This window comes from Stenotrophomonas sp. LM091 (assembly GCF_001806305.1).
Classification (GTDB): Bacteria; Pseudomonadota; Gammaproteobacteria; order Xanthomonadales; family Xanthomonadaceae; genus Stenotrophomonas; species Stenotrophomonas bentonitica_A.
Window position 1 is genome coordinate 3,739,136 of the sequence record NZ_CP017483.1, and the last position, 23,625, is coordinate 3,762,760.

The 23,625-nt window shown below is 66.7% G+C and carries 22 protein-coding genes, 4 tRNA genes and 2 pseudogenes; 10 read left to right on the forward strand and 18 right to left on the reverse strand.

The genetic code is table 11. From position 1 onward, the window contains the following. Window positions 1-6: 6 nt before the first annotated feature. The 3 genes from alaS to BIZ42_RS16680 all read left to right on the forward strand — a co-directional run bounded on the left by alaS (window position 7) and on the right by BIZ42_RS16680 (window position 3,177). A complete protein-coding gene (alaS, locus tag BIZ42_RS16670) occupies window positions 7-2,655 on the forward strand; it encodes an alanine--tRNA ligase (protein ID WP_070427095.1) in 2,649 nt (882 codons plus the stop codon). Window positions 2,656-2,799: 144 nt separating this feature from the next. Next, on the forward strand, window positions 2,800-3,003 hold the full coding sequence (gene csrA / locus BIZ42_RS16675) for a carbon storage regulator CsrA (RefSeq protein WP_019183311.1): 204 nt from the start codon (window positions 2,800-2,802) through the stop codon (window positions 3,001-3,003). Between the two features lie 81 nt (window positions 3,004-3,084). Continuing rightward, window positions 3,085-3,177 (forward strand) — tRNA-Ser (locus BIZ42_RS16680). Window positions 3,178-3,248: 71 nt separating this feature from the next. Here BIZ42_RS16680 and BIZ42_RS19950 read toward each other — a convergent pair. Beyond that, entirely contained in the window at window positions 3,249-3,383 is a 135-nt protein-coding gene (locus tag BIZ42_RS19950; protein ID WP_257785232.1) for a hypothetical protein, read from the reverse strand. Between the two features lie 134 nt (window positions 3,384-3,517). Between BIZ42_RS19950 and BIZ42_RS16685 the strand changes: the two genes are divergently transcribed. The 3 genes from BIZ42_RS16685 (at window position 3,518) to BIZ42_RS16695 (ending at window position 7,854) form a co-directional block, all read left to right on the forward strand. Then, window positions 3,518-4,159, forward strand: coding sequence for an ankyrin repeat domain-containing protein (locus BIZ42_RS16685; RefSeq protein ID WP_083279887.1), 642 nt, complete (start codon window positions 3,518-3,520; stop codon window positions 4,157-4,159). 115 nt (window positions 4,160-4,274) lie between these two features. Further along, window positions 4,275-5,423: an aldo/keto reductase gene (locus BIZ42_RS16690; protein WP_070427097.1), complete on the forward strand. Its 1,149-nt coding sequence runs from the start codon at window positions 4,275-4,277 to the stop codon at window positions 5,421-5,423. 292 nt (window positions 5,424-5,715) lie between these two features. Then, window positions 5,716-7,854, forward strand: coding sequence for a TonB-dependent siderophore receptor (locus BIZ42_RS16695; protein WP_156785822.1), 2,139 nt, complete (start codon window positions 5,716-5,718; stop codon window positions 7,852-7,854). A gap of 75 nt (window positions 7,855-7,929) precedes the next feature. Here the strand turns inward: BIZ42_RS16695 and BIZ42_RS16700 are convergent, their stop codons facing one another. Continuing rightward, on the reverse strand, window positions 7,930-8,631 hold the full coding sequence (locus tag BIZ42_RS16700; protein ID WP_070427099.1) for a pirin family protein: 702 nt from the start codon (window positions 8,629-8,631) through the stop codon (window positions 7,930-7,932). Window positions 8,632-8,771: 140 nt separating this feature from the next. On the opposite strand from BIZ42_RS16700, the gene BIZ42_RS16705 reads away from it, so the two are divergent. Together BIZ42_RS16705 and BIZ42_RS16710 are read left to right on the forward strand one after the other, a co-directional pair. After that, the gene (locus tag BIZ42_RS16705; protein WP_070427100.1) at window positions 8,772-9,698 is read left to right on the forward strand and encodes a LysR family transcriptional regulator; all 927 of its coding nucleotides are present in this window, start codon (window positions 8,772-8,774) and stop codon (window positions 9,696-9,698) included. A gap of 156 nt (window positions 9,699-9,854) precedes the next feature. Further along, window positions 9,855-11,003 (forward strand): alpha/beta fold hydrolase, encoded by a 1,149-nt coding sequence (locus BIZ42_RS16710; RefSeq protein ID WP_070427101.1) that lies wholly within the window; start codon window positions 9,855-9,857, stop codon window positions 11,001-11,003. Between the two features lie 59 nt (window positions 11,004-11,062). On the opposite strand, the gene BIZ42_RS16715 is transcribed toward BIZ42_RS16710, so the two are convergent. The 10 genes from BIZ42_RS16715 to BIZ42_RS16760 form a co-directional block, all read right to left on the reverse strand. Next, window positions 11,063-11,139 (reverse strand) — tRNA-Arg (locus BIZ42_RS16715). A gap of 82 nt (window positions 11,140-11,221) precedes the next feature. Beyond that, window positions 11,222-11,298: transfer RNA gene (locus BIZ42_RS16720), tRNA-Arg, on the reverse strand. A gap of 54 nt (window positions 11,299-11,352) precedes the next feature. Then, window positions 11,353-11,429: transfer RNA gene (locus BIZ42_RS16725), tRNA-Arg, on the reverse strand. A gap of 62 nt (window positions 11,430-11,491) precedes the next feature. Further along, window positions 11,492-12,331 (reverse strand): alpha/beta fold hydrolase, encoded by an 840-nt coding sequence (locus BIZ42_RS16730; RefSeq protein ID WP_070427102.1) that lies wholly within the window; start codon window positions 12,329-12,331, stop codon window positions 11,492-11,494. Further along, the gene (gene thiD / locus BIZ42_RS16735; protein WP_019183302.1) at window positions 12,328-13,137 is read right to left on the reverse strand and encodes a bifunctional hydroxymethylpyrimidine kinase/phosphomethylpyrimidine kinase; all 810 of its coding nucleotides are present in this window, start codon (window positions 13,135-13,137) and stop codon (window positions 12,328-12,330) included. Before thiD ends, BIZ42_RS16730 begins: the two co-directional genes overlap by 4 nt. A gap of 43 nt (window positions 13,138-13,180) precedes the next feature. After that, window positions 13,181-13,852: a YoaK family protein gene (locus tag BIZ42_RS16740; protein ID WP_070427103.1), complete on the reverse strand. Its 672-nt coding sequence runs from the start codon at window positions 13,850-13,852 to the stop codon at window positions 13,181-13,183. Window positions 13,853-13,894: 42 nt separating this feature from the next. Then, complete coding sequence (locus BIZ42_RS16745; protein ID WP_237393606.1) at window positions 13,895-14,374, reverse strand: hypothetical protein; 480 nt, start codon at window positions 14,372-14,374, stop codon at window positions 13,895-13,897. 23 nt (window positions 14,375-14,397) lie between these two features. Continuing rightward, window positions 14,398-15,795 carry a PhoH family protein gene (locus BIZ42_RS16750; protein WP_070427104.1) on the reverse strand — a complete coding sequence of 466 codons (1,398 nt, stop codon included), beginning with the start codon at window positions 15,793-15,795 and terminating at the stop codon, window positions 14,398-14,400. 81 nt (window positions 15,796-15,876) lie between these two features. Next, complete coding sequence (locus BIZ42_RS16755) at window positions 15,877-16,356, reverse strand: peroxiredoxin (protein WP_019183298.1); 480 nt, start codon at window positions 16,354-16,356, stop codon at window positions 15,877-15,879. Between the two features lie 78 nt (window positions 16,357-16,434). Then, window positions 16,435-16,995, reverse strand: coding sequence for a glycine cleavage system protein R (locus tag BIZ42_RS16760; RefSeq protein ID WP_019183297.1), 561 nt, complete (start codon window positions 16,993-16,995; stop codon window positions 16,435-16,437). Between the two features lie 164 nt (window positions 16,996-17,159). On the opposite strand from BIZ42_RS16760, the gene dapA reads away from it, so the two are divergent. Next, window positions 17,160-18,053 carry a 4-hydroxy-tetrahydrodipicolinate synthase gene (gene dapA, locus BIZ42_RS16765; RefSeq protein WP_026069793.1) on the forward strand — a complete coding sequence of 298 codons (894 nt, stop codon included), beginning with the start codon at window positions 17,160-17,162 and terminating at the stop codon, window positions 18,051-18,053. A gap of 26 nt (window positions 18,054-18,079) precedes the next feature. Next, complete coding sequence (locus tag BIZ42_RS16770; RefSeq protein WP_019183295.1) at window positions 18,080-18,604, forward strand: hypothetical protein; 525 nt, start codon at window positions 18,080-18,082, stop codon at window positions 18,602-18,604. A gap of 93 nt (window positions 18,605-18,697) precedes the next feature. Here BIZ42_RS16770 and fdxA read toward each other — a convergent pair whose 3' ends face one another. The 6 genes and pseudogenes from fdxA to BIZ42_RS16800 form a co-directional block, all read right to left on the reverse strand. Continuing rightward, complete coding sequence (gene fdxA, locus BIZ42_RS16775) at window positions 18,698-19,021, reverse strand: ferredoxin FdxA (protein ID WP_019183294.1); 324 nt, start codon at window positions 19,019-19,021, stop codon at window positions 18,698-18,700. Window positions 19,022-19,087: 66 nt separating this feature from the next. Next, on the reverse strand, window positions 19,088-19,966 hold the full coding sequence (locus tag BIZ42_RS16780; RefSeq protein ID WP_070427105.1) for a 2-dehydro-3-deoxygalactonokinase: 879 nt from the start codon (window positions 19,964-19,966) through the stop codon (window positions 19,088-19,090). Further along, window positions 19,963-20,868: an SMP-30/gluconolactonase/LRE family protein gene (locus tag BIZ42_RS16785; RefSeq protein ID WP_070427106.1), complete on the reverse strand. Its 906-nt coding sequence runs from the start codon at window positions 20,866-20,868 to the stop codon at window positions 19,963-19,965. Before BIZ42_RS16785 ends, BIZ42_RS16780 begins: the two co-directional genes overlap by 4 nt. 6 nt (window positions 20,869-20,874) lie before the next feature. Further along, a pseudogene (gene dgoD, locus BIZ42_RS16790) lies at window positions 20,875-22,022 on the reverse strand (galactonate dehydratase). Then, a pseudogene (locus tag BIZ42_RS16795) lies at window positions 22,019-22,638 on the reverse strand (2-dehydro-3-deoxy-6-phosphogalactonate aldolase). Before BIZ42_RS16795 ends, dgoD begins: the two co-directional pseudogenes overlap by 4 nt. A gap of 2 nt (window positions 22,639-22,640) precedes the next feature. Beyond that, window positions 22,641-23,390, reverse strand: coding sequence for an SDR family oxidoreductase (locus BIZ42_RS16800; RefSeq protein ID WP_070427107.1), 750 nt, complete (start codon window positions 23,388-23,390; stop codon window positions 22,641-22,643). Window positions 23,391-23,625: the final 235 nt, after the last annotated feature.

Genomic DNA, 23,625 nt, shown 5'->3' on the forward strand with positions numbered 1-23,625 from the left:
CCCCCCATGAACGCATCCGTCAAATTCACTACCTCCCAGATCCGCAGCGATTTCCTTGAGTTCTTCAAGGGCAAGGGTCATACGATCGTGCCGTCGGCGCCGTTGGTGCCGGGCAATGATCCGACCCTGCTGTTCACCAATTCCGGCATGGTGCAGTTCAAGGACGTGTTCCTTGGCGCCGAGAAGCGCAGCTACGTGCGCGCGGCCGACGTCCAGCGCTGCCTGCGCGCCGGTGGCAAGCACAACGACCTGGACCAGGTCGGTTACACCGCGCGCCATCACACCTTCTTTGAAATGCTGGGCAACTGGTCCTTCGGCGATTACTTCAAGAAGGATGCCATCGCCTGGGCATGGGAGCTGCTGACCCAGGTCTGGAAGCTGCCGGCCGAGCGCCTGCTGGTCACCGTCTACCAGACCGATGACGAGGCCTACGCGCTGTGGCGCGACATGGTCGGCATTCCGGAATCGCGCATCGTGCGCATCGGCGACAACAAGGGTGCGCCGTTCGCCTCGGACAACTTCTGGCAGATGGCCGAGACCGGCCCGTGCGGTCCGTGCACCGAGATCTTCTACGACCACGGCGACCACATCGCCGGCGGCCCCCCGGGCTCGCCCGACGAAGACGGCGATCGCTTCATCGAGATCTGGAACCTGGTCTTCATGCAGTTCGACCGCCAGCCCGACGGCACCCTGGTGCCGCTGCCGGCGCCGTGCGTGGATACCGGCATGGGCCTGGAGCGTCTGGCCGCGATCCTGCAGCACGTCCATACCAATTATGAAATCGACCTGTTCCAGGCGCTGATCCGCAAGGCCAGCGAGCTGACCGGCATGGCCGATCTGGAGAACAAGTCGCTGCGCGTGATCGCCGATCACATCCGCGCGTGTTCGTTCCTGATCGTCGATGGCGTGCTGCCGTCCAACGAAGGCCGCGGCTACGTGCTGCGCCGTATCATCCGCCGCGCGCTGCGCCATGGCTGGATGCTCGGCGTGCGCCAGCCGTTCTTCAGCAAGCTGGTGCCGACCCTGGTCGAGCAGATGGGCGTGGCCTATCCGGAACTGCCGGCCCAGGTCGACACCGTCGTGCGCGCCCTGCAGGCCGAGGAAGAGCGTTTCGCTGAAACGCTGGATTCGGGCATGAAGATCTTCGACGACGTCGCGGCCAAGGTCAGCAACGGCGTGATTCCGGGCGTGGATGCGTTCCGCCTGTACGACACCTACGGCTTCCCGCTCGATCTCACCCAGGACATCGCGCGCGAGCGTGACCTGACCGTGGACATCGACGGCTTCAACGCCGCGATGGAGACCCAGCGCGAGACCGCGCGCGCGGCCGGCAAGTTCGGCGGCGGCGTGACCCTGTCGGCCGATCTGGTCGCCACGCTCAAGCCGACCGTGTTCCTCGGCTACGACCGCCTGCAGGCCGACGACCTCACCGTGGTCGCCATCCTCAAGGACGGCCGCCCGGCGCAGACCGCCCAGGCCGGTGACGACGTCATCGTGCTGACCAACCAGACCCCCTTCTACGCCGAATCCGGCGGCCAGGTCGGCGACAACGGCACCCTGACCGGCGCGGGCGTGCAGGTGGACATCCGCGACACGCAGAAGTTCGCCGGCCAGTTCCATGGCCATGTGGGCACGCTCACCCAGGGAAGCCTGAAGGTGGGCGACGTGCTGTCCGGCCAGGTCGATGGCCAGCGCCGCGGCGCCACCATCCTCAACCACTCGGCCACCCACCTGCTGCATGCCGCCCTGCGCGAAGTGCTGGGCACCCACGTGCAGCAGAAGGGCTCGCTGGTCGCGCCTGATCGCCTGCGCTTCGACTTCTCGCACTTCGCGCCGATCAGCGCCGAGGACCTGGCGATCATCGAGCGCAAGGTCAACGAACAGGTGCGTGCCAACAACGCGGCCGAAGTCCACAACATGGGCATGCAGGAAGCGCTCGACTTCGGCGCGATGGCACTGTTCGGCGAGAAGTACGGCGAGCACGTGCGCGTGCTGAAGATGGGCGACTACTCCACCGAACTGTGTGGCGGTACGCATGTCTCGCGCACCGGCGACATCGGTCTGTTCAAGATCACCTCCGAAGGCGGCGTGTCCTCGGGCGTGCGCCGTATCGAAGCGGTCACCGGGCAGGGCGCCCTGGATTACGTGGCCCATGAAGAAGCCCAGCTGAGTGAAGCGGCCGCCCTGCTCGGCGGTAACGCCGGTGACGTGGTCGACAAGATCCGCCAGCTCGGCGAGCGCCAGAAGAAGCTCGAGCGCGAACTCGACGCACTCAAGGCCAAACAGGCCGCCGGCGCGACCGCCGATCTTGGCGCCGGCGCAGTGGAGGTCAAGGGCGTCAAGATCCTGGCCGCGCGCCTGGAAGGCTTCGACGCCAAGGCCCTGCGCGATGCCATCGACCGCCTCAAGCAGCAGCTCGGTGATGCGGTGATCGTGCTGGCCGGCACCCAGGACGGCAAGGCCGCCCTGGTCGCGGGCGTGAACGGCAGCGCAATGGGCAAGGTCAAGGCCGGGGAACTGTTGGCCCATATCGCCAGTCAGATCGGGGGCAAGGGCGGCGGCCGCCCGGACCTCGCCCAGGGTGGTGGTGAGGACGGGCCCGCCCTTGCTTCTGCACTGGCCGCCGTCGTCGACTGGGTCACCCCCCGTATCTGAACAACCTGACGGTTCCTGCTCCTTGAAGGGGCGGGAGCCCTGACGGTACTATGGCGAATCTTTTCCCGTTGTCGTGGGGCGCTCTTGCCGGGGCGCCAAGCCGGTGGGGAAATGCCACCACCGGTTCCCTGGAGACTTGAACAAATGTTGATCCTGACTCGCCGCGTAGGCGAAACCCTGATGATCGGTGACTCGGTCAGCGTGACCGTGCTCGGCGTCAAGGGCAACCAGGTGCGTATCGGTATCACCGCTCCGAAGGACGTGGCCGTGCACCGCGAAGAGATTTACCAGCGCATCCAGCGCGGTGATGAGCCGAATGCATCCGGAAGTGAAAATTCTTCGGATTAAGGCTTTACCTGAGGGCGCGGAAAACGTTATTATTCGCGCCCCCGCTGAGATGATTCATCGCAGCGGCGGACCAAGAACACTGGAGCGGTGCCCGAGTGGCTGAAGGGGCTCCCCTGCTAAGGGAGTATAGGGCTTAAAACTCTATCGAGGGTTCGAATCCCTCCCGCTCCGCCAGTTGTAGAAAAGGCCTTCGTACGCAAGTACGGAGGCCTTTTTCTTTGTGCGATCCGGTTGCGCGATCTGGTTCACTCCACCGACTTGCAGACCGCTTCGATGCGATGCCCGTCCGGGTCGATCAGGAAGGCGGCGTAGTAGTGATTGCCATACGCATGAAACCGGCGGAACGCGCGTCGGCCGACGCATTCGGATGGCGAATGCACTCGATCCCCAATCTTCATTGGTGCCGGCGCGGCGGCTCGGCTACGGTCGTTCTCCAGCGGCGCCCACCGGGCGCCCCCGTGGAAGGAGCAGGAACATGTCGATGGGAAGGAGGTCGCTACGCGGCTGGGTGGTCATGAGCCTGCTGATGGGCATGGTCATGCCGGCCGGTGCCGCTTCGTTGGATGAGCGGCTGCATCGGGCGGCGGAGAAGGGCGATGCCACTGCAGTGCGTACGCTGCTGGGGCAGGGCGCCAGGGTGGATGCGCGCGGCGTGGCGAAGGCGACACCGTTGCTGGTTGCGACCCACCACAATCACGTGGAGGCCGCGCTTGCGCTGATCCAGGCGGGTGCCGACGTCAATGCCAAAGATGCGATCCAGGACAGCCCCTATCTCTACGCCGGTGCCCGCGGGCATCTCGAGATCCTGCGCGCGACCCTGGCGGCCGGTGCCGACCTGAAAAGCACCAACCGCTACGGTGGCACTGCACTCATTCCGGCGGCCGAACGCGGGCACGTGGAGACCGTGGCGACGCTGATCGCTGCCGGCGTGGAGGTGGATCATGTCAACAACCTGCGGTGGACCGCGCTGCTGGAGGCGATCATCCTCGCCGATGGCGGCCCGCGGCATGTCGAGATCGTCCGTCAGCTCATCGCGGCGGGCGCGGATGTGAACCTGCCCGACGGTGACGGCGTGAGCCCGCTGCAGCATGCACGCCAGCGCGGGTACCGCGCGATCGAGACGCTGCTTCTCGCCGCCGGCGCTGCCCAGGGCTGAGCATCCGCACGGCGGGGTGGGGAGCAATGTTGCCGCTGCCTTGACGCGGCAACGGCATGCTCTGCACCACCGTTCTGCGACGCTGTGCGCTTCCCCCGCAGAATCAGGAGTCGCCGTGAACGCACGTCGCCACTTCCTCTCCGTTGCCGCCGCCGGCACCGCCGCCTTCGCCGCTTCACCGTTGATGGCGCAGTCGTCCGGCCCGGGCAGCGTCCTGCCCACCCGCGGCCAGGCCTCGACGAAACCCTTGGCCGGCAATCCGGCGCAGCAGGGCAGGCGCTATCGTCCGCAGACCCGCCTGGGCCTGGGCGGTGTCGCGATAGGCAATGGCTTCGCGGCCGCCAGCGACGCACAGAGTGAAGCCACGCTGGCAGCGGCGTATGCGGCAGGCGTGCGCTATTACGACACGTCACCCTGGTACGGGCTCGGCCTGAGCGAGCGCCGCTACGGCCATCACCTGCACAACCACCCGGCGCGCGAGTACACGCTGTCAACCAAGGTTGGCCGGTTGCTGACCGCGACCGCCGGTGAACTGCAGGAGGTGATGTGGAAGGATCCCTCGCCGTTCCATTACCGCTATGACTACTCCGCCGATGGCACGCGGCGCTCGGTAGAGGACAGCCTCAACCGGTTCGGGGTGTCGCAGCTGGACGTGGTCTTCATTCATGACCTGTCGCCGGACAACGAGAAAGACCTCGGCATGCCGTGGGAGCAGCGCTTCGCAGAGGCCGCGAAAGGCGCGATGCCGGCGCTGACCCGTATGCGCGAGGAGGGGCTTATCAAAGCCTGGGGGTTCGGCGTCAATCGCCCCGAGCCGGCGCTGCGTGCGGTGGCCGAGGCCGACCCGGATATCTTCCTGCTGGCCTGCCAGTACTCGCTGCTGGATCACGAGCAGGCCTTGCATGACACCTTCCCGAAGATCGCCGCGCATGGCGCGTCGGTCGTAGTCGGGTCGCCGCTGTTGGCGGGCTACCTGGCCGGGCGGGACCGGTATCTCTATGACGGCAAGGTGCCGTCCTGGGCGCCGGAAAAGCGTGCCAGGGTGCAGGCTATCTGCGATCGCCATGGTGTGGACCTGCGCACGGCGGCGCTGCAGTTCGCCGATGCACCCGAGGTGGTATCGGCGGTCATTCCGGGCGCGCGCACGCCCGAACAGGTGCTGGCCAACGTCGCTTCCATGTCCGTGGCGGTGCCGGGCGCCTTCTGGGCAGAGCTCAAGCAGGAAAAGCTGATTGCCTCGGATGCGCCGGTGCCGCGTGGTTGATCCGGTGGGTGGACCGGCGGATCACCTGACGTGATTGCTACCGGCCAATGACCTGTGGCGCCCCGGCTGCAGCCGGAGCGTCGCCTGTCTGCGGGGCTCTCCACCCGCTCGCTTGCTGCGATAGCCTTTCGCTATAGGCCCGGATGCGGCATCATGCCGCCCATTCGTTCCCTCCAGCCGCCGCCAGAGGAATCCCGTCCTGCCTGGAGGCATTGCCGTGTCCGTCGTTCCGTTCCGTGTTGCCCCGATCCATTCGGGTCGCCGTCGTGCTGTTCCCTCGATCTCCCCGCTGATGCAGGCGATGGGCTGCGTGCTGGGCCTGGCCCTGTCCGCGTCTGCCGTGCAGGCCGACGAGGCGCCGGCGGGCGAGGCACCTGCCAAGGACGGCGCACAGACCCTGCAGACCGTGCAGGTCACCGCCAACCAGCTCGGCACCGTGACCGAGGGCAGTGATTCGTACACGCCCGGCACGATCGCCACTGCGACTCGCCTGGTGCTCAGTCCGCGCCAGACGCCGCAGTCGATCAGCGTGATCACCCGGCAGGAAATGAACGACTTCGGCCTCAACGGCATCGATGACGTCATGAAGGTCACGCCCGGCGTGAGCATCGTTACCTACGACAGCGAGCGCACCGAGTATTACGCGCGGGGCTTTGCGGTACAGAACTTCCAGTACGACGGCATCCCGATGGCGCGCGACTCGGCCTACTCGGCCGGCAACACGCTCAGCGACATGGCCATCTATGACCGCGTCGAAGTGCTCAAGGGCGCCACTGGCCTGCTGACCGGCATGGGCGATCCGGGCGCGACCATCAACCTGGTGCGCAAGAAGCCAACCCGCGAACTGGCTGGCAGCGCAACGCTGGGCGTGGGCTCGTGGGACAGCTATCGCGCCGAGGTCGATGTCGGCGGGCCGCTCACTGAAAGTGGCCGCGTGCGCGGCCGCGTCGTGGGCGCCTACCAGGACAAGCATTCCAATGCCGACCACTACCAGCGCAGCAATGAAGTCTTCTACGGCATTCTCGAGGCCGACATCGGCGAGAGCACCCTGCTGACTGTCGGTGCCGATTACCAGGACAGCGATCCGGAAGGGTCCAGCTGGGGTGGCATTCCGCTGCTGGACAGCGAGGGCAACTTCAACAGGATGCCGCGCTCGTTCAACAACGGCGCACGCTGGAGCCGCTGGGGCCAGTACGCCCGTACCGGCTTCGCCACGCTGGAGCACACCTTCGCCAATGACTGGGTCGCCAAGTTGCAGCTCAATCACCAGGTCAACGGGTATGACGCCTCGCTGGGCGCGGCGGCCGGTGGCAATCCCGATCCGGTCACCGGTGAGGGCGTGAGCATGTGGCTGGGCCAGTACATCGGCAAGACCACCAGCAACGCGGCCGATCTGTACGTCAGCGGCAAGTTCGAGTGGTTCGGCCGGCAGCATGAGCTGGTGGTCGGTGGCAGCGTGTCGCGCAAGCGCTGGGTCAACAACGGCTACTCGCCGCAGCCGGGCTATGTCAGCAGCGTTGCCGACTACTACGCCTGGGCCGGCGATGTGCCCGAGCCGGATTGGCAGTGGGGCTACGGTGACAACCAGGTCACCCGCGAAAGCGGTGCCTACGTGGTGGGCCGTTTCGACCTGGCCGATCCGCTCAAGCTGATCCTCGGCAGCCGTATCGCCAACTACAAGTCTCCGGATACCGACGAGAGCGGCGTGGTCGTGCCGTATGCCGGCCTGGTGTACGACCTCAATCGCAACGTCTCGGTGTTCGCCAGCTACAGCACCATCTTCAAACCGCAGGGCAACCAGGACGAGCAGGGCCGGGTGCTGGATCCGCTGGAAGGGCGCAGCTACGAGGCCGGCCTGAAAGCGGAGTTCTACGACGGCCGACTCAACGCCAGTGCGGCGGTGTTCCAGCTGGAACAGGACAACTACGCGCAGCCGACCGGCGGCAGGACGCCGAGTGGCGGGATCGCCTATGAAGGCCTGATGGGGGTGCGCACCAAGGGCTACGAGCTGGAGGTGTCCGGTCAGCTGGCGCCGGGCTGGCAGGTCCAGGGCGGCTACGCGCACAAGATCGCGCGCCAGCAGTCCACCAAGGTCTCCACGCTGGAGCCGGAAGACCAGTTCAGCGTGCACACCAGCTACCGGCTCACCGGTGCGGCCGATGGCTGGAGCCTCGGCGGTGGCGCGCGCTGGCAGGGCAGCACCTTCGGCACCATCACCAACCCGGCCACCGGCGGAAGCCAGGTCCATCGCACCGAGCCCTATTGGCTGCTCGATGCCATGGCGCGTTACCAGTTCAATGACCAGCTCTCGGCGACGCTCAACGTCAACAACCTGCTGGACAAGCACTACTACACGATCTTCAGCTGGTACAGCACCTACACCTGGGGTGAGCCGCGCAACGTCCGGCTGACGCTGAACTACAGATTCTGATCCACGCAACGACTGATCCGCGCAACGAACGACACCCCGGGCAACCGGGGTGTCTGCGTTTTCCGCGCCTGGTGATTACAGCGCGACGTCGAACACGATGACTTCCGCATCATTGGCGTTCTCCAGCGTCAGCTGCGCCTCGTCGCTGACCTGCAGCGCATCGCCGGTTTCCAGGGTGATGCCGTTGACCTGCAGCTGCCCGCGGGCCACCTGTACATAGGCGCCGCGGCCCGGGGCCAGCGGCAGGTGGACGCGGTCGTCACCGTCCAGGATCGTGGCGTAGAGGTTCGCGTCCTGGTGGATCAACAGCGAGCCGTCACGGCCATCGCGCGAAGCGATCAGGCGCAGCTGGCCGCGCTTGGTCTCCGGCGCGAAGTGGGTCTCCTGGTAGCTCGGGGTGATGTTCTCCTGATCGGGGAACAGCCAGATCTGCAGGAAGTGCACCGCCTCGTCGGCCGAGTGGTTGAACTCGCTGTGGCTGACGCCGCTGCCGGCGCTCATGCGCTGCACATCGCCGTAGCGCAGCACCGAACCGGTACCCATCGAGTCCTTGTGCTCCAGCGCGCCGCCGAGCACGTAGGAGACGATCTCCATGTTGCTGTGGCTGTGGGTGCCGAAACCCTGGCCGCCCTGCACGCGGTCTTCGTTGATCACCCGCAGCGGCCCGAAGCTGACGTAGCGCGGGTCGTAGTAGTTGGCGAAGGAGAAGGTGTGCATGGAGTTCAGCCAGCCATGGTCGGCCTTGCCACGGGTGTTGCTCTTGCGGATCTGCAGCATGGGAATCTCCTGGGTGTTCGATGGTTTCGATGGCGGTCCGGGGTGGTCGCTGCCGTTCCCTTTCCTGTTGCGGCCAGTATCCGCTTGCTCCGGCCGCTTGAAAAACGGATAGTTTCGCAAGCCATCATCGAAAATTTCGAATGCTCAAGCTCAGCCTCGACGCCCTGCAGATCCTGGATGCCATCGACCGCCGTGGCTCGTTCGCCGCGGCCGGCAAGGCCCTGCACAAGGTGCCCTCGACCATCTCCTACACGGTCGCCAAACTGGAAGAAGACCTGGGCGTGCAGCTGTTCGACCGGGTTGGGCCGCGCGCGCACCTGACCCCGGCCGGGGAGGCGCTGCTGGAAGAGGGGCGCCATCTGCTGCGGGCCGCCCGCGAGCTGGAGATGCGGGTGCGGCGCGTCGCCTCCGGCTGGGAAGCCGAGCTGACCGTGGCGGTCGATTCGATGTTCGTACCGGCGCTGCTGGCCGAGGACGTACGAGCCTTCAATGCGGTGGCCGAACAGACCCGGATGCGGCTGATCACTGAATCGCTCTCGGGCACGTGGGAGGCATTGCTGGACCGGCGCGCGGACCTGCTGGTCGGCGCGGCGGGTGAGGGGCCCAGTGGCGGCGGCTATGTAGTCGAGCCGATGGGCGTGGTGCGCTTCGTGTTCGCCGTCTCGCCCTCACATCCATTGGCGGCCGCGCCCGAACCGTTGGGCCGTGAGCAGCTGGCCACCCACTGCGCGATCGCCGTGGCCGATTCGGCACGGCGGCTGCTGCCGCGTACGGTGGGCCTGCTGATGGGGCAGGAAACGGTCACCGTGCCGGACATGGTCAGCAAGTTCCGCCTGCAGTGCGCCGGGCTCGGTTTCGGTTTCCTGCCCGAGCCGTATGTGCAGCAGGCGGTGCGGGACGGCCGGCTGGTGATCAAACAGGTCGAGGAACCCAAACCGGACGAGACGTTCTGGCTGGCCTGGCGCACCGGCGAGGAGGGGGCCGCATTACGCTGGTGGCGGGAGCGGATGCAGCGCCCGGAGGTGCTGGCGGGCTGGTGGCCCACCATGGAAGGCTGGCTGGGCTGATCGCAGGCCGGGCAGGGGCCTGCGCCGATGCCGCTGCCCGTCCCGTTCAAGCTGAATGTTCGCTTGGCTGTCATCGGATGGTCATCTGGATGCGATAGAGCGGCGCCGGCGTGATCGGTACCCTGCGCGACTCGTCTGGTTTTTCCGATTCCGCCCATGAAGCGCTTGCTGCTGTTGCTGCTGGCCGGGGCTGGCCTGTGGCTGGCTGCCTGCTCTTCCTTGACCTCCACCGCTGCCTCGACCTCGTTGAGTGATCGCCTGATCGCGCCCGGCGGCGTATCCACGCTGCTGGACATGCCGCGCATCGCCGAAGCGGTGGAGAGCGTGCCCAACCGGCATGGCCGGGTGACCGGGCGCGCGGGCGTGCCGATCTTCTGGCGTGCGTTCGACCCTGGTCAGTACGGGTTGCATTACCAGTACCTGGCCCAGCAGCACGACAACGGCGAGCCGCTGCGCACCGGCATGGCGCTGGACCTGCCGCACCCGTTCCGGGCGCAGGCACCGCGCGGCACGGTGGTGCTGCTGCACGGCTGGATGATGAACGGTGATGCGATGCTGCCGTGGTCGCTGCAGCTGGCGCAGTCCGGCTACCGCGTGGTCACCATCGACCTGCGCAACCACGGCCATTCGGGTGCGGGACCGTCGGGCTACGGCACCTTCGAATCGGATGACGTGGTCGATGTCATCGCGGCGCTGAAGGCGCGTGGCGAAGTGGTCGGGCCGTTGTACCTGTTCGGGGTGTCCTATGGCGCTGCCACTGCGCTGTTCACCGCCGACAAGCTCGGCGACCAGGTCACCGGCGTGGTGGCGATGGAGTCTTTCGCCAATGCCGGCGATGCCATCCGCAGCATGATCCCGCACCTGATGTCACTGCAGCCGACGGCATGGAAAGCGCAGGCGATGGCCGCCTACGGACGTTGGCGCTATGGCGGTCAGGATATCGACCAGGTGATCGCCGCCGCCAGCCAGCGGCTGGACCTGGATCTGGACCGCGTCGATGTCACCCGCGCGCTGGCCGACAGCCGCGCCTGCGTGCTGCTGCTGCATGGCCAGGACGATCAGCATGTACCGGTCGGGCAGGGGCGCCGCCTGGCGGCCGCCAGCCCGCGCGTGCATTACATCGAGCTGCGTGGCGAAGACCACATCACGCTGCCGCTGCGCGTGGATCTGCTGGGCAGTGTGGTGGATGACTGGCTGGCGCATGATGACCACGCCGGTGGGGCGTGCCCCGCGCCGGAGCTGCCGGGTGAAGCCGACCTGATGGCGATGCAGGCGGCACAGGCGCACGCCCCGCCGCAGGGGTGATAGCTGGGGACAACGCAAAAAAAAACAGCAACCGATGGCTGCTGTTTTCGTCGATGCAATGGTGCGCCCGGAGAGATTCGAACTCCCGACCGCCTGGTTCGTAGCCAGGTACTCTATCCAACTGAGCTACGGGCACATTTGCATTGTCTGGTTGTGTGTCCTGCCGCGCGTGTTGCCACGTTCGACGGGAAGGCAGGCAAGCCTGCCATTCGATGTAATGGTGCGCCCGGAGAGATTCGAACTCCCGACCGCCTGGTTCGTAGCCAGGTACTCTATCCAACTGAGCTACGGGCGCATTTACATCGAATTTTCATTACTGATACCGACGGCGAAATCGATACCCTGTTGATGGTGCGCCCGGAGAGATTCGAACTCCCGACCGCCTGGTTCGTAGCCAGGTACTCTATCCAACTGAGCTACGGGCGCGTCAACAGGAGCGGAATTATGCGGATCGGCGTCGCATTCGTCAACGGTTTTTGTGAAGGTCTTCATTCAAATGAATGAAAAAGGCGCTCCACGACGGCTTCCGGCGTTTTCATCCAGGCGAAGTGATCGGCACGCGTGCCCAGCGCCTGCGCACTCAACACGCTGAGCTGCGCACGCATGCCGGGCATCTTGGCCAGCAGGGCCTGCATCGAGGAAGGCGGTGCCAGCCAGTCGTGATCCATCACCACGGCAGTGGCCTGTCCCTGCAGGGTGCGCATGCCGGCCTCCAGATCGGTCGCCATGCACACCGCCGCATAGTGGTTGTTGAGGCCCACGCGTGACCAGTCGCGGATCAGGCCGCGCGCTTCCGTGCCGCCGAAGCCGAGCTTCTTGCCGTGCAGGACCCCTTGGCGCTGGGCCAGCCAGGGCAGGAAGCGGTACACCAGCGGCAGCGCCCAGCCACGCGGGGCGGGGAAGGTGCGCCAGTACGGCGTGCCGCTGGCGACCAGCCACACCCGTGCGAAGCGCTGCGGGTGCAACCCGGCGAAGCAGCAGGCCAGCTGACCGCCGAGGCTGTGGCCGCCGATGATCAGGGGCGTTACCGCGTCTTCGGGCATCTGGGCCAGGCTGGCCGGCAGGTCGTGTTCGAGGATCTCGCGATACCCCCAATCCTGCGTGCGCGACGGCCGCAGGCGGCTGCTGCCGTTGCCGCGCCACTCATGCAGGTACACCGCGATGCCACGCGCCGCGAGCGCCTCGGCGTAGGGCAGGTAGTGGCGCGCGGCCACGCCCAGCGCCGGCAGCCACAGCAGGCGTGCGCGTGGCTGCGTGGGCACGCGTGCCAGCAGTTCGAAGCGATGGCCATCGCCGGTCTGCACGGGCAGGGGAGAGGCGTCGATCATGCCGGGCGTGCCGCGCCGAAGTGGTCGATCACCAGCACCTCGCTGCGGCCCGGGTAGTAACCGCTCTGCAGGCCACGCGCGACGTAGTCGATGGCCGCTTCGCAGGCGTTCGGCAACGACAACCCCTGGCACAGCTGCGCGGCGATCGCCGAGGCCAACGTGCAGCCGGTGCCGTGCGCATCCACCGGCAACCGGGCGTGGATGAACTCGTCGCGGGTGACGCCGTCGAAGTAGCGATCGATCACGCGGCTGCCTTCATCCAGATGGCCGCCCTTGAGCAGTACCGCGCCGGCACCCAGCTCGAGCAGCGCGTCGGCGGCATCTTCGGCGTCTTCGGCGGTGACAATGCGGCGGCCGAGCAGCAGCTCGGCTTCCGGCGTGTTGGGCGTGAGCAGCGTGGCCAGTGGAACCAGGCGCGTGCGCATGGCCTCCAGGGCGGCGTCTTCAAGCAGTTTGGCACCGCTGGTGGCGACCATCACCGGATCCAGCACGACATGCGGCGGGCGGTGCTTTTCCAGCGCGTCGGCCACCAGGCCGATCACCTCGGCATTGGCGAGCATGCCCAGCTTCACCGCATGGATATCGAAATCGGCGAAGCAGGCGTCGATCTGCGCCTGCAGGAACTCCAGTGGCGGCACGTGCACGGCGGTGACGCCGCGGGTGTTCTGTGCGGTCAGCGCGGCAATCGCCGAAAGGCCATGTACGCGATGGGCGGCGAAGGCCTTCAGGTCGGCCTGGATGCCTGCGCCACCGCCGGAATCGGAGCCGGCGATGGTCAGGGCGGAAACGGGGCTGGAAGGCGTCATGCCTGGATTGTGCAATGTTTGCCGCCGTATTGCTGCCGCGCCGTCAGCGCGCCCGCAGCAGCGCCCACTGCCGGTACAGCACGTAGCCCAGCCCGGTGCCGCCGGTCAGCAGGGCAGGCGCCAGCAGCGCGTCGTAACCGAAGCGCAGGAACAACCCGGCGCCGATCACGCCGCCAGCCAGGAAACCGCTGACGATCAGGCCGCTCAGGGTCAGCCGCCGGATCGGCAATGGCAGCCCGCGCAGCAGGTGGCCCAGGCCGATGCCCAGGTCGGTGAACATGCCGCTGAGGTGGGTGGTGCGCACCACCGCACCGCTGAAGGTGGTGGCCATGGCGTTCTGCAACCCGCAGGCCATCGCCGCGGCCAGTGCGCCCCAGATCTGGTGCTGTTTGAACAGCGGGATGGCGGCCAGCAGCAACAGCGATTCCAGCGTGAGCACCACCCCATAGCGGCGGCCCAGCTGCAGGGTGCTGTCCTGCACGATCATGCCGCTGAGCATCGCGCCCAGGCAGAACGCGATCAGCAGGCCCCACAGATGTCCGACCACGCGCCAGTCGCGTTGTGCCAGCGCCATGCCAAGCTGGCTGGTGGTGCCGGTCATGTGGCTTACCGCCTGGTGTTCGAATCCCAGGAAGCCGACCACATTGACCATGCCGGCCACGCAGGACAGCGCGATCGCACCGATCCAGACCCAGGTCGGAAGCCGGATGCTCATCCGGCGTGCGGGCGGCTCATCGCGGCACGGTCAGCGCCATGCTCAACGGCCCTTCGGCGGGCCGTTGAACTGCACATCGGAGAAGGTGCCGGTGGCCGGATCGAACACCGCGCCCCAGAACTGCGCCCCGCCGTCACAGACCCGGATGGCGTCGCGCGCCGGGTCGATGTCGGTGCCGTCGGGCAGATGGAAGGCGTTGAGGTAGATCAGCTGCTTGCCGCCCATCTCGATGCCGACGTACTGCCGGTCGAAATCGGCCGCATGGGGCACCTGGGCGTCGAGGCCGGGCAGCTGCGCTTCCAGCTGCTCCACCTGCTGGCGGCTGGGCGCCCAGTAGCCGGTGACCGCCCCGGCCTCGCGGCCGGGGCTGGAACGTGAGCAGGTGTCCAGCACCTGGGCGGCGATCACCGGGCGGGTGACCACCCAGGACTGGCCGGTCTTGACTGCGGTGGGCACGCTGGCGCCCGGACGGACGTTGGCAGGCGTGCAGGCGGCCGCCAGCGCGGCAAGCGCCAGCGGCAGGACGGCACGGGACAGGGAACGGCTCACAACACCTCCGAGGCGTAATCGGCCAGGCGCGAACGCTCGCCACGGCGCAGCGTGACGTGGGCGCTGTGCGGCCAGTTCTTGAAGCGGTCCACCGCGTAGGTCAGGCCCGAGGTGGTTTCGGTCAGGTACGGGGTGTCGATCTGTTCGACGTTGCCCAGGCAGACGATCTTGGTGCCGGGGCCGGCACGGGTGATCAGGGTCTTCATCTGCTTGGGGGTGAGATTCTGCGCTTCGTCCAGGATCAGGTAGCGCGACAGGAAGGTGCGCCCGCGCATGAAGTTCAGCGAGCGGATCTTGATCCGGCTGGCGATCAGGTCGTTGGTCGCCGCACGGCCCCACGCGCCGCCTTCCGGGGTGTGGGTGAGCACTTCCAGGTTGTCGGTCAGCGCGCCCATCCACGGCGTCATCTTTTCTTCCTCGGTACCGGGCAGGAAGCCGATGTCCTCGCCAACGCTGACCGTGGCGCGGGTCATGATGATCTCGCGGTAGCGCTGCTGGTCCATGGTCTGGGCCAGGCCGGCGGCCAGCGCGAGCAGCGTCTTGCCGGTACCGGCGGTGCCGAGCAGGGTGACGAAATCGATCTCCGGGTCCATCAGCGCGTTGAGCGCGAAGTTCTGCTCGCGGTTGCGCGCGCTGATGCCCCAGACCGCGTGGCTGCCATGGCGGAAATCGTTGACCAGCGACAGCGTGATCTTCTCACCGTCCACCTTGGCCACGCGCAGTTCGACTTCATCATCGCCGGGCAGGTAGGCGTATTGGTTGGGATGCCAGTTCTCGTCTTCGCTGGCGATGATTTCGTAACTGGTGCGACCCTTGTCGCTCCAGCTGCGCAGGTTGTCGGTGTGCTTCTTCCAGAAGTCTTCCGGCAGCTCGGTGGCACCGGTGTAGAGCAGGCTGAAATCGTCGAGCGCGCGGTCGTTTTCGTAGTCTTCGGAGACGATGCCGGCAATGGCCGCCTTGATCCGCAGGTTGATGTCCTTGGAAACGAACACCACCGGAATCTCCGGGACCTGCTCCTTCAGGGCGAGGATCGCGCCGAGGATGGCGTTATCGGGAATGACCGCGCCGAAGCTCTTGCCGGCGTCGAAGTGGCTGGTCTGGAAGCGCAGCAGGCCCACGCTCTGCTTGCCGCGCAGCTGCAGCCCGTTCGGGCGCTGCAGTGGAATGCCGTCGGCCAGGTTCTCCAGGCCCGAAGCCTGCACCAGTTCATTGAGGAAACGGCTGACCTGGCGCGCGTTGCGGCTGGCCTCGGTGGTGCCCTTCTTGCCGTTGTCCAGCTCTTCGATCACCTGCATCGGCAGGTAGACATCATGCTCCTCGAACTTGAACAGCGCGGTCGGATCGTGCATGAGCACGTTGGTATCCAGTACGTAGATGCGCTTGCCTCGGGTCATCGTCAATTCCTGGTGGCAGAACAGGGACAAGCCATCACGACCTGCGGGGCAGGGTGATGGCCATTGGGGGTGCCGGGGTGGTCACTGGGTTTTCGCGGCCTTCAGGGCTTCAAGGACGGTGTCTGCGTGGCCGGCCACTTTGACCTTGCGCCACGCCTGCACGATACGACTGTCCGGCGAAATGAGGAAGGTGCTGCGCTCGATGCCGCGCACCTGCTTGCCGTACATGTTCTTCAGCTTGATCACGTCGAACGCGGTGCACAGTGCCTCATCGCCATCGCTGATGAGCGGGAAGGCGAAGCCCTGCTTGGCGCAGAAGTTGTCGTGGGATTTGACCGAATCGCGGGAAACGCCGAACACGCGGGCGCCGGCCTGGGTGAACTGCGGGAGCAGTGCGTTGAAATCGATGCCCTCGGTGGTGCAGCCCGGGGTGCTGTCCTTGGGGTAGAAGTACAGTACCAGCCACTGGCCGGCCAGATCGCCGAGGGTGGTGGTCTCGCCGCCGGACAAGGCCAGCGGCAGTGCGAGGGTGGTGCTGTCCAGGGTGTCGCCGTCGTTCATGGGTTCCTTTCCGGATCCTGGGGTGGATCTACTACAACTGCATGAAACCCCGCGCGCCCGTGACGAGCGCGCGAAACATCAGAACTTCATCGGGTCCATGATCGCATCGAGGTTGAGGTGATCGCAGAACTCGAGGAAATCATCGCGCAGCGCGGCGATGTGCATGTTGGCCGGCACACCGATCGTGACCTGCGCGGAGAACATTTCCGCACCGGTCTGCATCGCGCGGTAACGCGTGCTCTGCAGGTTTTCGATGGTGATGCCCTGGCGGTCGAAGAAATCGGCCAGCTGGAACAGGATCCCCGGCTTGTCGGCGGCGATCACTTCCACGATGTAGGGCAGCAGGTTGGACTGGGCCTGCTTGGCACCGGTGCGGTACCAGACCAGCTTCAGGCCTTCCTCACGCTCCAGCCGGGTCAGCATCGCCTCCAGCTTGGCCACCGAGTCCCACGAGCCGGTGGCCAGGGCGGTGACGGAGACGTCGCGGCCGACCGTGGCCAGGCGGGCATCGACCAGATTGCAGCCACTGTCGGCGATACGCCGGGTCACAGGCAGCAGGGGGGACTCCGGATGCGTCGTATAGGCGTTGATCAGGAGGTGGTTTTCGGTCGGCGCAGGCCGCGGCGTGGTGTCGGTCAAGATGGTTCCGGGTGATGCAAGGTGAGTCTGAACGGCCGGACGACGGCACGTTCGCCGGAGTCCAGCATACTTGCCCGCGCTTTCGACCCGCAAGTAACATGCAACGTACATCTGGCCGGCGTTTACGCAGGCACGGTGCCCCCTTTCTTCCGAGCACGATGTCCTTGTCCCTTTCCGGTCTCATCACCGCGCTGGCGACGCCCTTCCAGGCGAACGGCGCATTGGATCCCGACGGTTGGCAGCGCCTGCTGCATCTGCAACTGGAGGGTGGTGTTCACGGGGTGGTGGTGGCCGGTTCGACCGGTGAAGCCGCGGCCCTGTCCGACGACGAATACGACCAGTTGCTGCGCAGTGCGGTCAAAACCGTCGCCGGGCGCATCCCGGTATTGGCCGGCACCGGCCTGTCCGGGACGGCCAAAACGATCGAGCAGACCCGCCGGGCGGCCGCCAATGGCGCCACGCACGCGCTGGTGGTGACCCCGCCGTACGTGCGCCCCACCCAGGAAGGCCTGATCGCGCATTACCGCGCGGTGGCCGACCAGGGCGGCCTGCCGGTCATCCTGTACAACGTGCCCGGCCGCACCGGCTGCGACATGCTGCCCGCGACCGTAGCCGAGCTGGCCAGCCACCCGAACATCGTCGGCATCAAGGAAGCGGTGGGCGATATCGGCCGCGTGCATGCCCTGCTGGCCCTGCGTTCGCCGGATTTCGCCATCCTCAGTGGTGACGACGGCACGGCCGCGCGCTCGATCCTGTCCGGCGTGGACGGCCTGATCTCGGTCGGTTCCAACGCCTTGCCGGGTGCCTACCGGCGGATGTGCGACCTGGCAGCGGCCGGTGAGCGCGAGGCGACCGAGTCGTGGGATGCCCGTCTGGAGCCCTTCCATGAATTCTGCGGCGTGGAGTCCAACCCGATCCCGGTGAAGGACCTGCTGCGCCGGATCGGCATTGGTGACGGCCTGCGCCTGCCGCTGCTGCCCCTGTCCGCGGCCCATCACGCCGCTGCCGAACACCTGGCCACCGATATCGGTGCGCTGGAAGCACTATCCAACCACTGACCACAGTGGTCACCCAGGAGATTCCCATGCGTCAATCCGTTTCCGCCATCCGCGTGCTGTCCTTCGCGATCCTGGCTACCGCCACCCTCGTCGGCACCACCGGTTGCTTCAAGCGCGGTGCCAAGGGCGACTACGCCCTGGCCCCGGAAGTGCGTCCGCTGGAAGTGCCGCCGGATCTGAACGTCCCGGCCGGCCAGGCCGCTGCCACCGCCGCCACCAGCTCCACGCTGGCCTCGCAGTCTGCGCGTCCGGCGCCGTCCTCGACCCAGGCACCGGCCAACAATGCCGGGTTCACCGTGCCGGGCACCAAGGAAGAGGTGTTCGCCAAGGTCGGCACCGCGCTGGAGTCCGTTGAAGGCGTGAAGATCGCCAGCAAGGCACAGCTGCTGGGTTCCTATGACGTGGCCTTCGAAGGCAGCGACTTCCTGGTCCGCGTGGTGGCCGTCGATGCCGGCGCCTATGTGTCGGCCGTGGATCCGCGTGGCCTGCCGGCGACCGCCGCCGCGCCGACCAAGCTGCTGGGTGAGCTGAAGGCGAAGCTGGCTCCGTAAAAGCGCCAGCGGCCGGCACGACCGAAGCTGCGGGTCAGAGAAACGAAAAGGGCGCCCTCGGCGCCCTTTTTGTTGCCGCCAGCGCCGGAAGGCTCAGCGTTCCAGCAGCTTCAGCTTGTCCGGCTTGCCGTCCCATTCGCCGGCGTCGGCGGGCGGGTCCTTGCGCACGGTGAGCACCGGCCAGGCCTGGGCCAGTTCGGCGTTCAGGGCGACGAACACTTCCTGCCCGGCGGGCACGTCGTCTTCGGGGAAGATCGCGTTGACCGGGCACTCCGGTTCGCACAGGGTGCAGTCGATGCACTCATCCGGGTCGATCACCAGGAAGTTGGGGCCTTCGTGGAAGCAATCCACGGGGCACACTTCCACGCAATCGGTGTGTTTGCACTTGATGCAGTTTTCAGTGACGACGAAAGGCATGGGGAAATCCGGCGTTAAGCCGACCAATTCTAGAACAGGTTGTGCCTGAATGCTGGGGCCGTGCGCTCAGCCGAGCAGGCCGCGCTGCCGTGCAAGACGGTACAGGCCCCGCGCCGCAAGGCTTTCAGGTGCATCGACGGGGGTCCTGTGGAGCACCTTCAGCGCGTGGGCATAGCGCGTGGTCAGCGTGGAACTGCCCACCAGGTGCACCTCGGCCCCGGGCGCGGCCAGGTCGCGGATTTCATGGCCGAGCAACAGACCGGAGAGATAGGAGGGGGCGGCCGAAGGCGCGAGACGCTCGAACAGGCCCAACGCACGCACGCCGAACAGGTGGTGCAGCAGGCCACCGGCATCGCCGCTGCGCTGCACGCCTTGGGCGAAGGCGATGGCATCCAAACCATCGCCGTCGTCCATCAGGCGGCCGAGCAGGCTGTGCTGGCGCAGCAGCGCGAACACCTCGCCGGTCATGGCGGTCGCAAAACCGGTGATCGCCCCATCGTGCAGCGTTGCCCACTTGCTGTGCGTACCAGGCAGGCAGACATGGGCATGGCCTGCGCGGCTGTCCAGGCCGAATAATTGGGTTTCTTCGCCACGCATCACATCCGGCGTCCCGCCCGCGGCCTGGACGGCCACGCCAGGCACGAACCAGAGATCACGGCCGGGCAGCCGTGCATCGTGGTGCAACTGCAGCGCTGCGGCGAGATCGGCCAGTCCGGCCGGGCAGGGCAGGTAGGCCTGCTCGATCCAGCCATTGCGGCTGCCGATCATCCCGCTGAGCAGGATCGTGCTGTCCGGCCAGCCATCGACCAGCCCGGCCAGCACGTCGGCGTAGTTGCCATCGCAGTGCAGTATTCCGCGCGCACTGGCGCGCTGCTCAAGGGTGGCACCGTGCTGGTCCAGCCGGTAGCCGCGCAGGCTGCTGCTGCCCCAGTCAACGGCGATCATCCGCGGATCCGGCTCTCGGGCAGGCCGGGCTGCGCCTGGCGCGCGCTGAACAGGCTGCCGGCATGCGTGCTTGCGGCCAATTCCTCCGGCGTGTGGTCCAGCCGCGAGCTGATCACGTACAAGGTACGCAGGTCATTGCCGCCGAAGGCCACGCAGGTGGGGTGTTTGACCGGCACCGGCTGGACCTGCAACAGGGTGCCATCGGGTGCATAGCAGCTGACCTGGCGCGCGCGCCATTGCGCGTTCCAGACCCGTCCGGCCGCATCGACGGCCGAGCCATCCGGTTCGGCCGCCGTATCGGCCAGGGCGGTGAATTCGCGCACGTTACGGGTGCTGGCCTGCTCGGGGTCGTAATCGCAGGCCATGATCCGCGGCGATACCGAGTCGCACCAGTACATCGTGCGGCCATCCAGGCTGAAGCTGATCGCGTTGGAAATCACGATGCCCGGCAGCGGCAGCTCGCGCAGGCCGTGGCGGGTGGAGTACTGGTAGAAGCGGCCATCGGCAGCGCGCTCGGGGTGCTCGTTCATGGTGCCGAACACGAAATTGCCGTGACGATCGGCGCGGCCATCATTGCTGCGGGTATAGGGCTTGTAGGGCTCCACATCGGCAAGCCACTGCAGGGGCAGGGTGTCGTCGGTGGCGCGGGCAAGATCTGCGCGGTGCAGCGAGCTGACCAACGCCACCAGCAAGGTGCCGTCGTCGAACAGGCCGATGCAGCCAGGGCGGTCAGGCAGCACCCAGTAGCGGTGGGTGCCGCGCGCGGGGTGGTGCTCCCACAGCCGGCGCTCGGCGATGTCGATCCACAACACGCTCTGCCGCTGTTCGCACCAGAGCACGCCTTCGCCATGGGTGCAGCGGCTGTCCACCACCAACGTGGCCGGGGCCAGCTCAACGCTCATCGCCACTCACCATTCGGCAACGGAGCCGTCGCTGTGGCGCCAGATCGGGTTGCGCCAGTCAGGCGGGTTTTCATGGGCATGGCGCAGGCGCTCCTCATCGATTTCCACGCCCAGCCCGGGTTTGGGCAGGGCGGCGATGCTGCCATGGTCGCAGTGGAAGTCATCCTTGTTCAACACGTAATCAAGCAGATCGGCGCCCTGGTTGTAGTGGATGCCGATGCTCTGTTCCTGCAGCACCGCGTTGTGCGAGACGAAATCCAACTGCAGGCAGGCCGCGAGCGCGACCGGGCCCAGCGGGCAGTGCGGCGCGAGCGCGACATCGTAGGCTTCGGCCATCGCCGCGATCTTCAGGCACTCGGTGAGGCCACCGGCATGCGAGAGATCCGGTTGCAGCAACGACAGACCGCCGTTGGCGAGGACCTGCTTGAATTCGAAGCGCGAGTACATGCGCTCACCGGCCGCCAGTGGAATCGAGGTGGCCGCGGCCAGGCGCGGGTAGTACTCGGCCTGCTCCGGAAGGACCGGCTCTTCAACGAACAGTGGCCGGTATGGCTCCAGTTCCTTGAGCAGGACCCGGGCCATCGGTGCACCCACCCGGCCATGGAAATCCACGCCGAAATCGATGCTGTCGCCGAATGCATCGCGCAGCGCGGCGACCTTGGCGATGGCGGCATCCACGCGGCGGGGGCTGTCCAGCAGCTGCATCTCTTCAGTGCCGTTGAACTTGAACGTATCAAAGCCGAGCGCGCGGTACCGATGTACCTGCTCGACCAGATCGGCCGGCCGGTCGCCGCCCACCCAGCGGTAGGTCTTCATCCGATCGCGCACCAGGCCCCCAGCAACTGGTAGACCGGCACGCCGAGCGCCTTGCCCTTGATGTCCCACAGCGCCTGGTCGATGCCGGCGATGGCGCTCATCAGGATCGCGCCGCCGCGGTAGAAGCCGCCGCGGTACATCGTCTGCCACAGGTCGTTGATCCGGGTCGGGTCCTTGCCGATCAGATACGCCGACAGCTCATGCACGGCGGCGTCCACCGTGCGTGCGCGGCCTTCGATCACCGGTTCGCCCCAGCCGACGATGCCCTCGTCGGTCTCGATCTTCAGGAACAGCCAACGCGGTGCGGCGTGATAGGTAACCAGTCGGGTGATCTTCATCCGTGCGTAGTCCGGTAGGCCTGGAGGAACGCCTGGGCCTGCTCGCGGGTACGCTGCAGCGGCTGGGCGGGTTGATAGAGATCGCCCCCGATCCCGGCACCGACCGCACCGGCGGCAAGGTAGCTGGCGAGGGAGTCCGGGGTCACGCCGCCGACCACGTACAACGGCAGCTCGCGCGGCAATACCGAGCGCAGGGCGCGCACGTGGCCCGGGCCATAGGTGGCCGCAGGGAACAGCTTGAGCATCTGCGCACCGGCATCGATCGCATCGAATGCCTCGCTGGCGGTGGCGAACCCGGCCATCACCTGCAGGCCGCGATCCACCGCGTGGCGGATCAGCGCCGGCCGCGTGTTGGGGGTGACGATGAAGCGTGCGCCGATCTCCACCAATGCGTCCACCTGCTGTTCGCGCAGCACGGTGCCGCCCCCGATCCAGGCCTGTGCACCGAACGCGCGCTGCGCGCCGGCGATGCTGTCTTCCCAGCGTGGCGAGTTCAGCGGGACTTCGATCGCATCGAAGCCGGCATCCACCAGTGCGCCGACGTGAGCGAGGGTGTCTTCGGGGTGATGCCGCGCAGGATCGCGACAAGCGGCAGATGGAAGGTCGGTGCGGTCATGATTACTCGTGGTAAAGCTGGGAACGGCCACCGTCGATCAGGATGTCGGTGGCATTGATGAAGCGGGCTTCGTCACTGGCCAGGAACAGCGCGGTATGCGCCACCTCGCCGGGCTCGCCGATGCGCTTGCAGGGCAGCAGCTGCTCCTGCGCGTGGCGCGTGGCGGCCGGGTCGGCGCTGTTGGCGAACCAGGCTTCGATCCGCGGCACCAGGATCAGCCCCGGCGAAATCGAGTTCACCCGGATGCCCTGCGCCGCATACTCGATGCCCAGCGCTTTGCTCAGCCCGATCAGCCCATGCTTGGCGACCGGGTAGGGGAAGGCGTGCGGGATGATGCGGTGGCCATGTACCGAGGCGATGTTGACGATGGAACCGGCCTGCTGCGCCAGCATCGCCGGCAGCACTGCGCGGCACACGTTCCAGGCACCTTTGAGGTTGAGGTCCAGGCAGCGCTCCCACTGTGCGTCTTCCAGCTGCAGCGGGTCGGCGAAGACATCGGCCCCGGCATTGTTGACCAGTACGTCCACGCGGCCGTGCTCGGCGCGGATGGCCTCTACCAGGGCACCCACGGCGGCGGCATCGGTGATGTCGGCCAGGCGGTGGTCGATCCGGGCATCCACGGCATGCGGTGGATTGAGATCCAGTCCGATCACCCGGGCGCCGTGCTCGGCGAACAGCGCGGCGGTGGCCGCACCGATGCCGCTGGCCGCGCCGGTCACCAGCGCGATCTTGTCCTGCAGTCGTTTACTCATCGAACAGTGTGTCCAGGGGAGCCAACGGCAGACGGTACGACAAAGCGGGGACGGACAAAGCAGGCTCCAGGAATCGGCGGGCGCGGGGGGCGCTGGCGGGCTGGCAGCCGGCGGCGGCGCAACCATACGATCAGGGTTGCGTGCGAAGGTATTCTTATCAAATGAAATTTTTCGGGATATCTATTCCCCCGTCGAATACCGTGATTCAATGCGGCGATCAACGCAGAACGGATGT

Excerpts from the sequence above, each read along its gene's own strand:
- alaS (WP_070427095.1), top strand. The coding sequence starts at position 7 with ATGAACGCATCCGTCAAATTCACTACCTCCCAGATCCGCAGCGATTTC.
- csrA (WP_019183311.1), top strand. The coding sequence starts at position 2,800 with ATGTTGATCCTGACTCGCCGCGTAGGCGAAACCCTGATGATCGGTGAC.
- BIZ42_RS16685 (WP_083279887.1), top strand. The coding sequence starts at position 3,518 with ATGAGCCTGCTGATGGGCATGGTCATGCCGGCCGGTGCCGCTTCGTTG.
- BIZ42_RS16695 (WP_156785822.1), top strand. The coding sequence starts at position 5,716 with ATGCAGGCGATGGGCTGCGTGCTGGGCCTGGCCCTGTCCGCGTCTGCC.
- BIZ42_RS16700 (WP_070427099.1), bottom strand. The coding sequence starts at position 8,631 with ATGCTGCAGATCCGCAAGAGCAACACCCGTGGCAAGGCCGACCATGGC.
- BIZ42_RS16705 (WP_070427100.1), top strand. The coding sequence starts at position 8,772 with ATGCTCAAGCTCAGCCTCGACGCCCTGCAGATCCTGGATGCCATCGAC.
- BIZ42_RS16710 (WP_070427101.1), top strand. The coding sequence starts at position 9,855 with ATGAAGCGCTTGCTGCTGTTGCTGCTGGCCGGGGCTGGCCTGTGGCTG.
- BIZ42_RS16730 (WP_070427102.1), bottom strand. The coding sequence starts at position 12,331 with ATGATCGACGCCTCTCCCCTGCCCGTGCAGACCGGCGATGGCCATCGC.
- thiD (WP_019183302.1), bottom strand. The coding sequence starts at position 13,137 with ATGACGCCTTCCAGCCCCGTTTCCGCCCTGACCATCGCCGGCTCCGAT.
- BIZ42_RS16740 (WP_070427103.1), bottom strand. The coding sequence starts at position 13,852 with ATGAGCATCCGGCTTCCGACCTGGGTCTGGATCGGTGCGATCGCGCTG.
- BIZ42_RS16750 (WP_070427104.1), bottom strand. The coding sequence starts at position 15,795 with ATGACCCGAGGCAAGCGCATCTACGTACTGGATACCAACGTGCTCATG.
- BIZ42_RS16755 (WP_019183298.1), bottom strand. The coding sequence starts at position 16,356 with ATGAACGACGGCGACACCCTGGACAGCACCACCCTCGCACTGCCGCTG.
- BIZ42_RS16770 (WP_019183295.1), top strand. The coding sequence starts at position 18,080 with ATGCGTCAATCCGTTTCCGCCATCCGCGTGCTGTCCTTCGCGATCCTG.
- fdxA (WP_019183294.1), bottom strand. The coding sequence starts at position 19,021 with ATGCCTTTCGTCGTCACTGAAAACTGCATCAAGTGCAAACACACCGAT.
- BIZ42_RS16780 (WP_070427105.1), bottom strand. The coding sequence starts at position 19,966 with ATGATCGCCGTTGACTGGGGCAGCAGCAGCCTGCGCGGCTACCGGCTG.
- BIZ42_RS16785 (WP_070427106.1), bottom strand. The coding sequence starts at position 20,868 with ATGAGCGTTGAGCTGGCCCCGGCCACGTTGGTGGTGGACAGCCGCTGC.
- BIZ42_RS16800 (WP_070427107.1), bottom strand. The coding sequence starts at position 23,390 with ATGAGTAAACGACTGCAGGACAAGATCGCGCTGGTGACCGGCGCGGCC.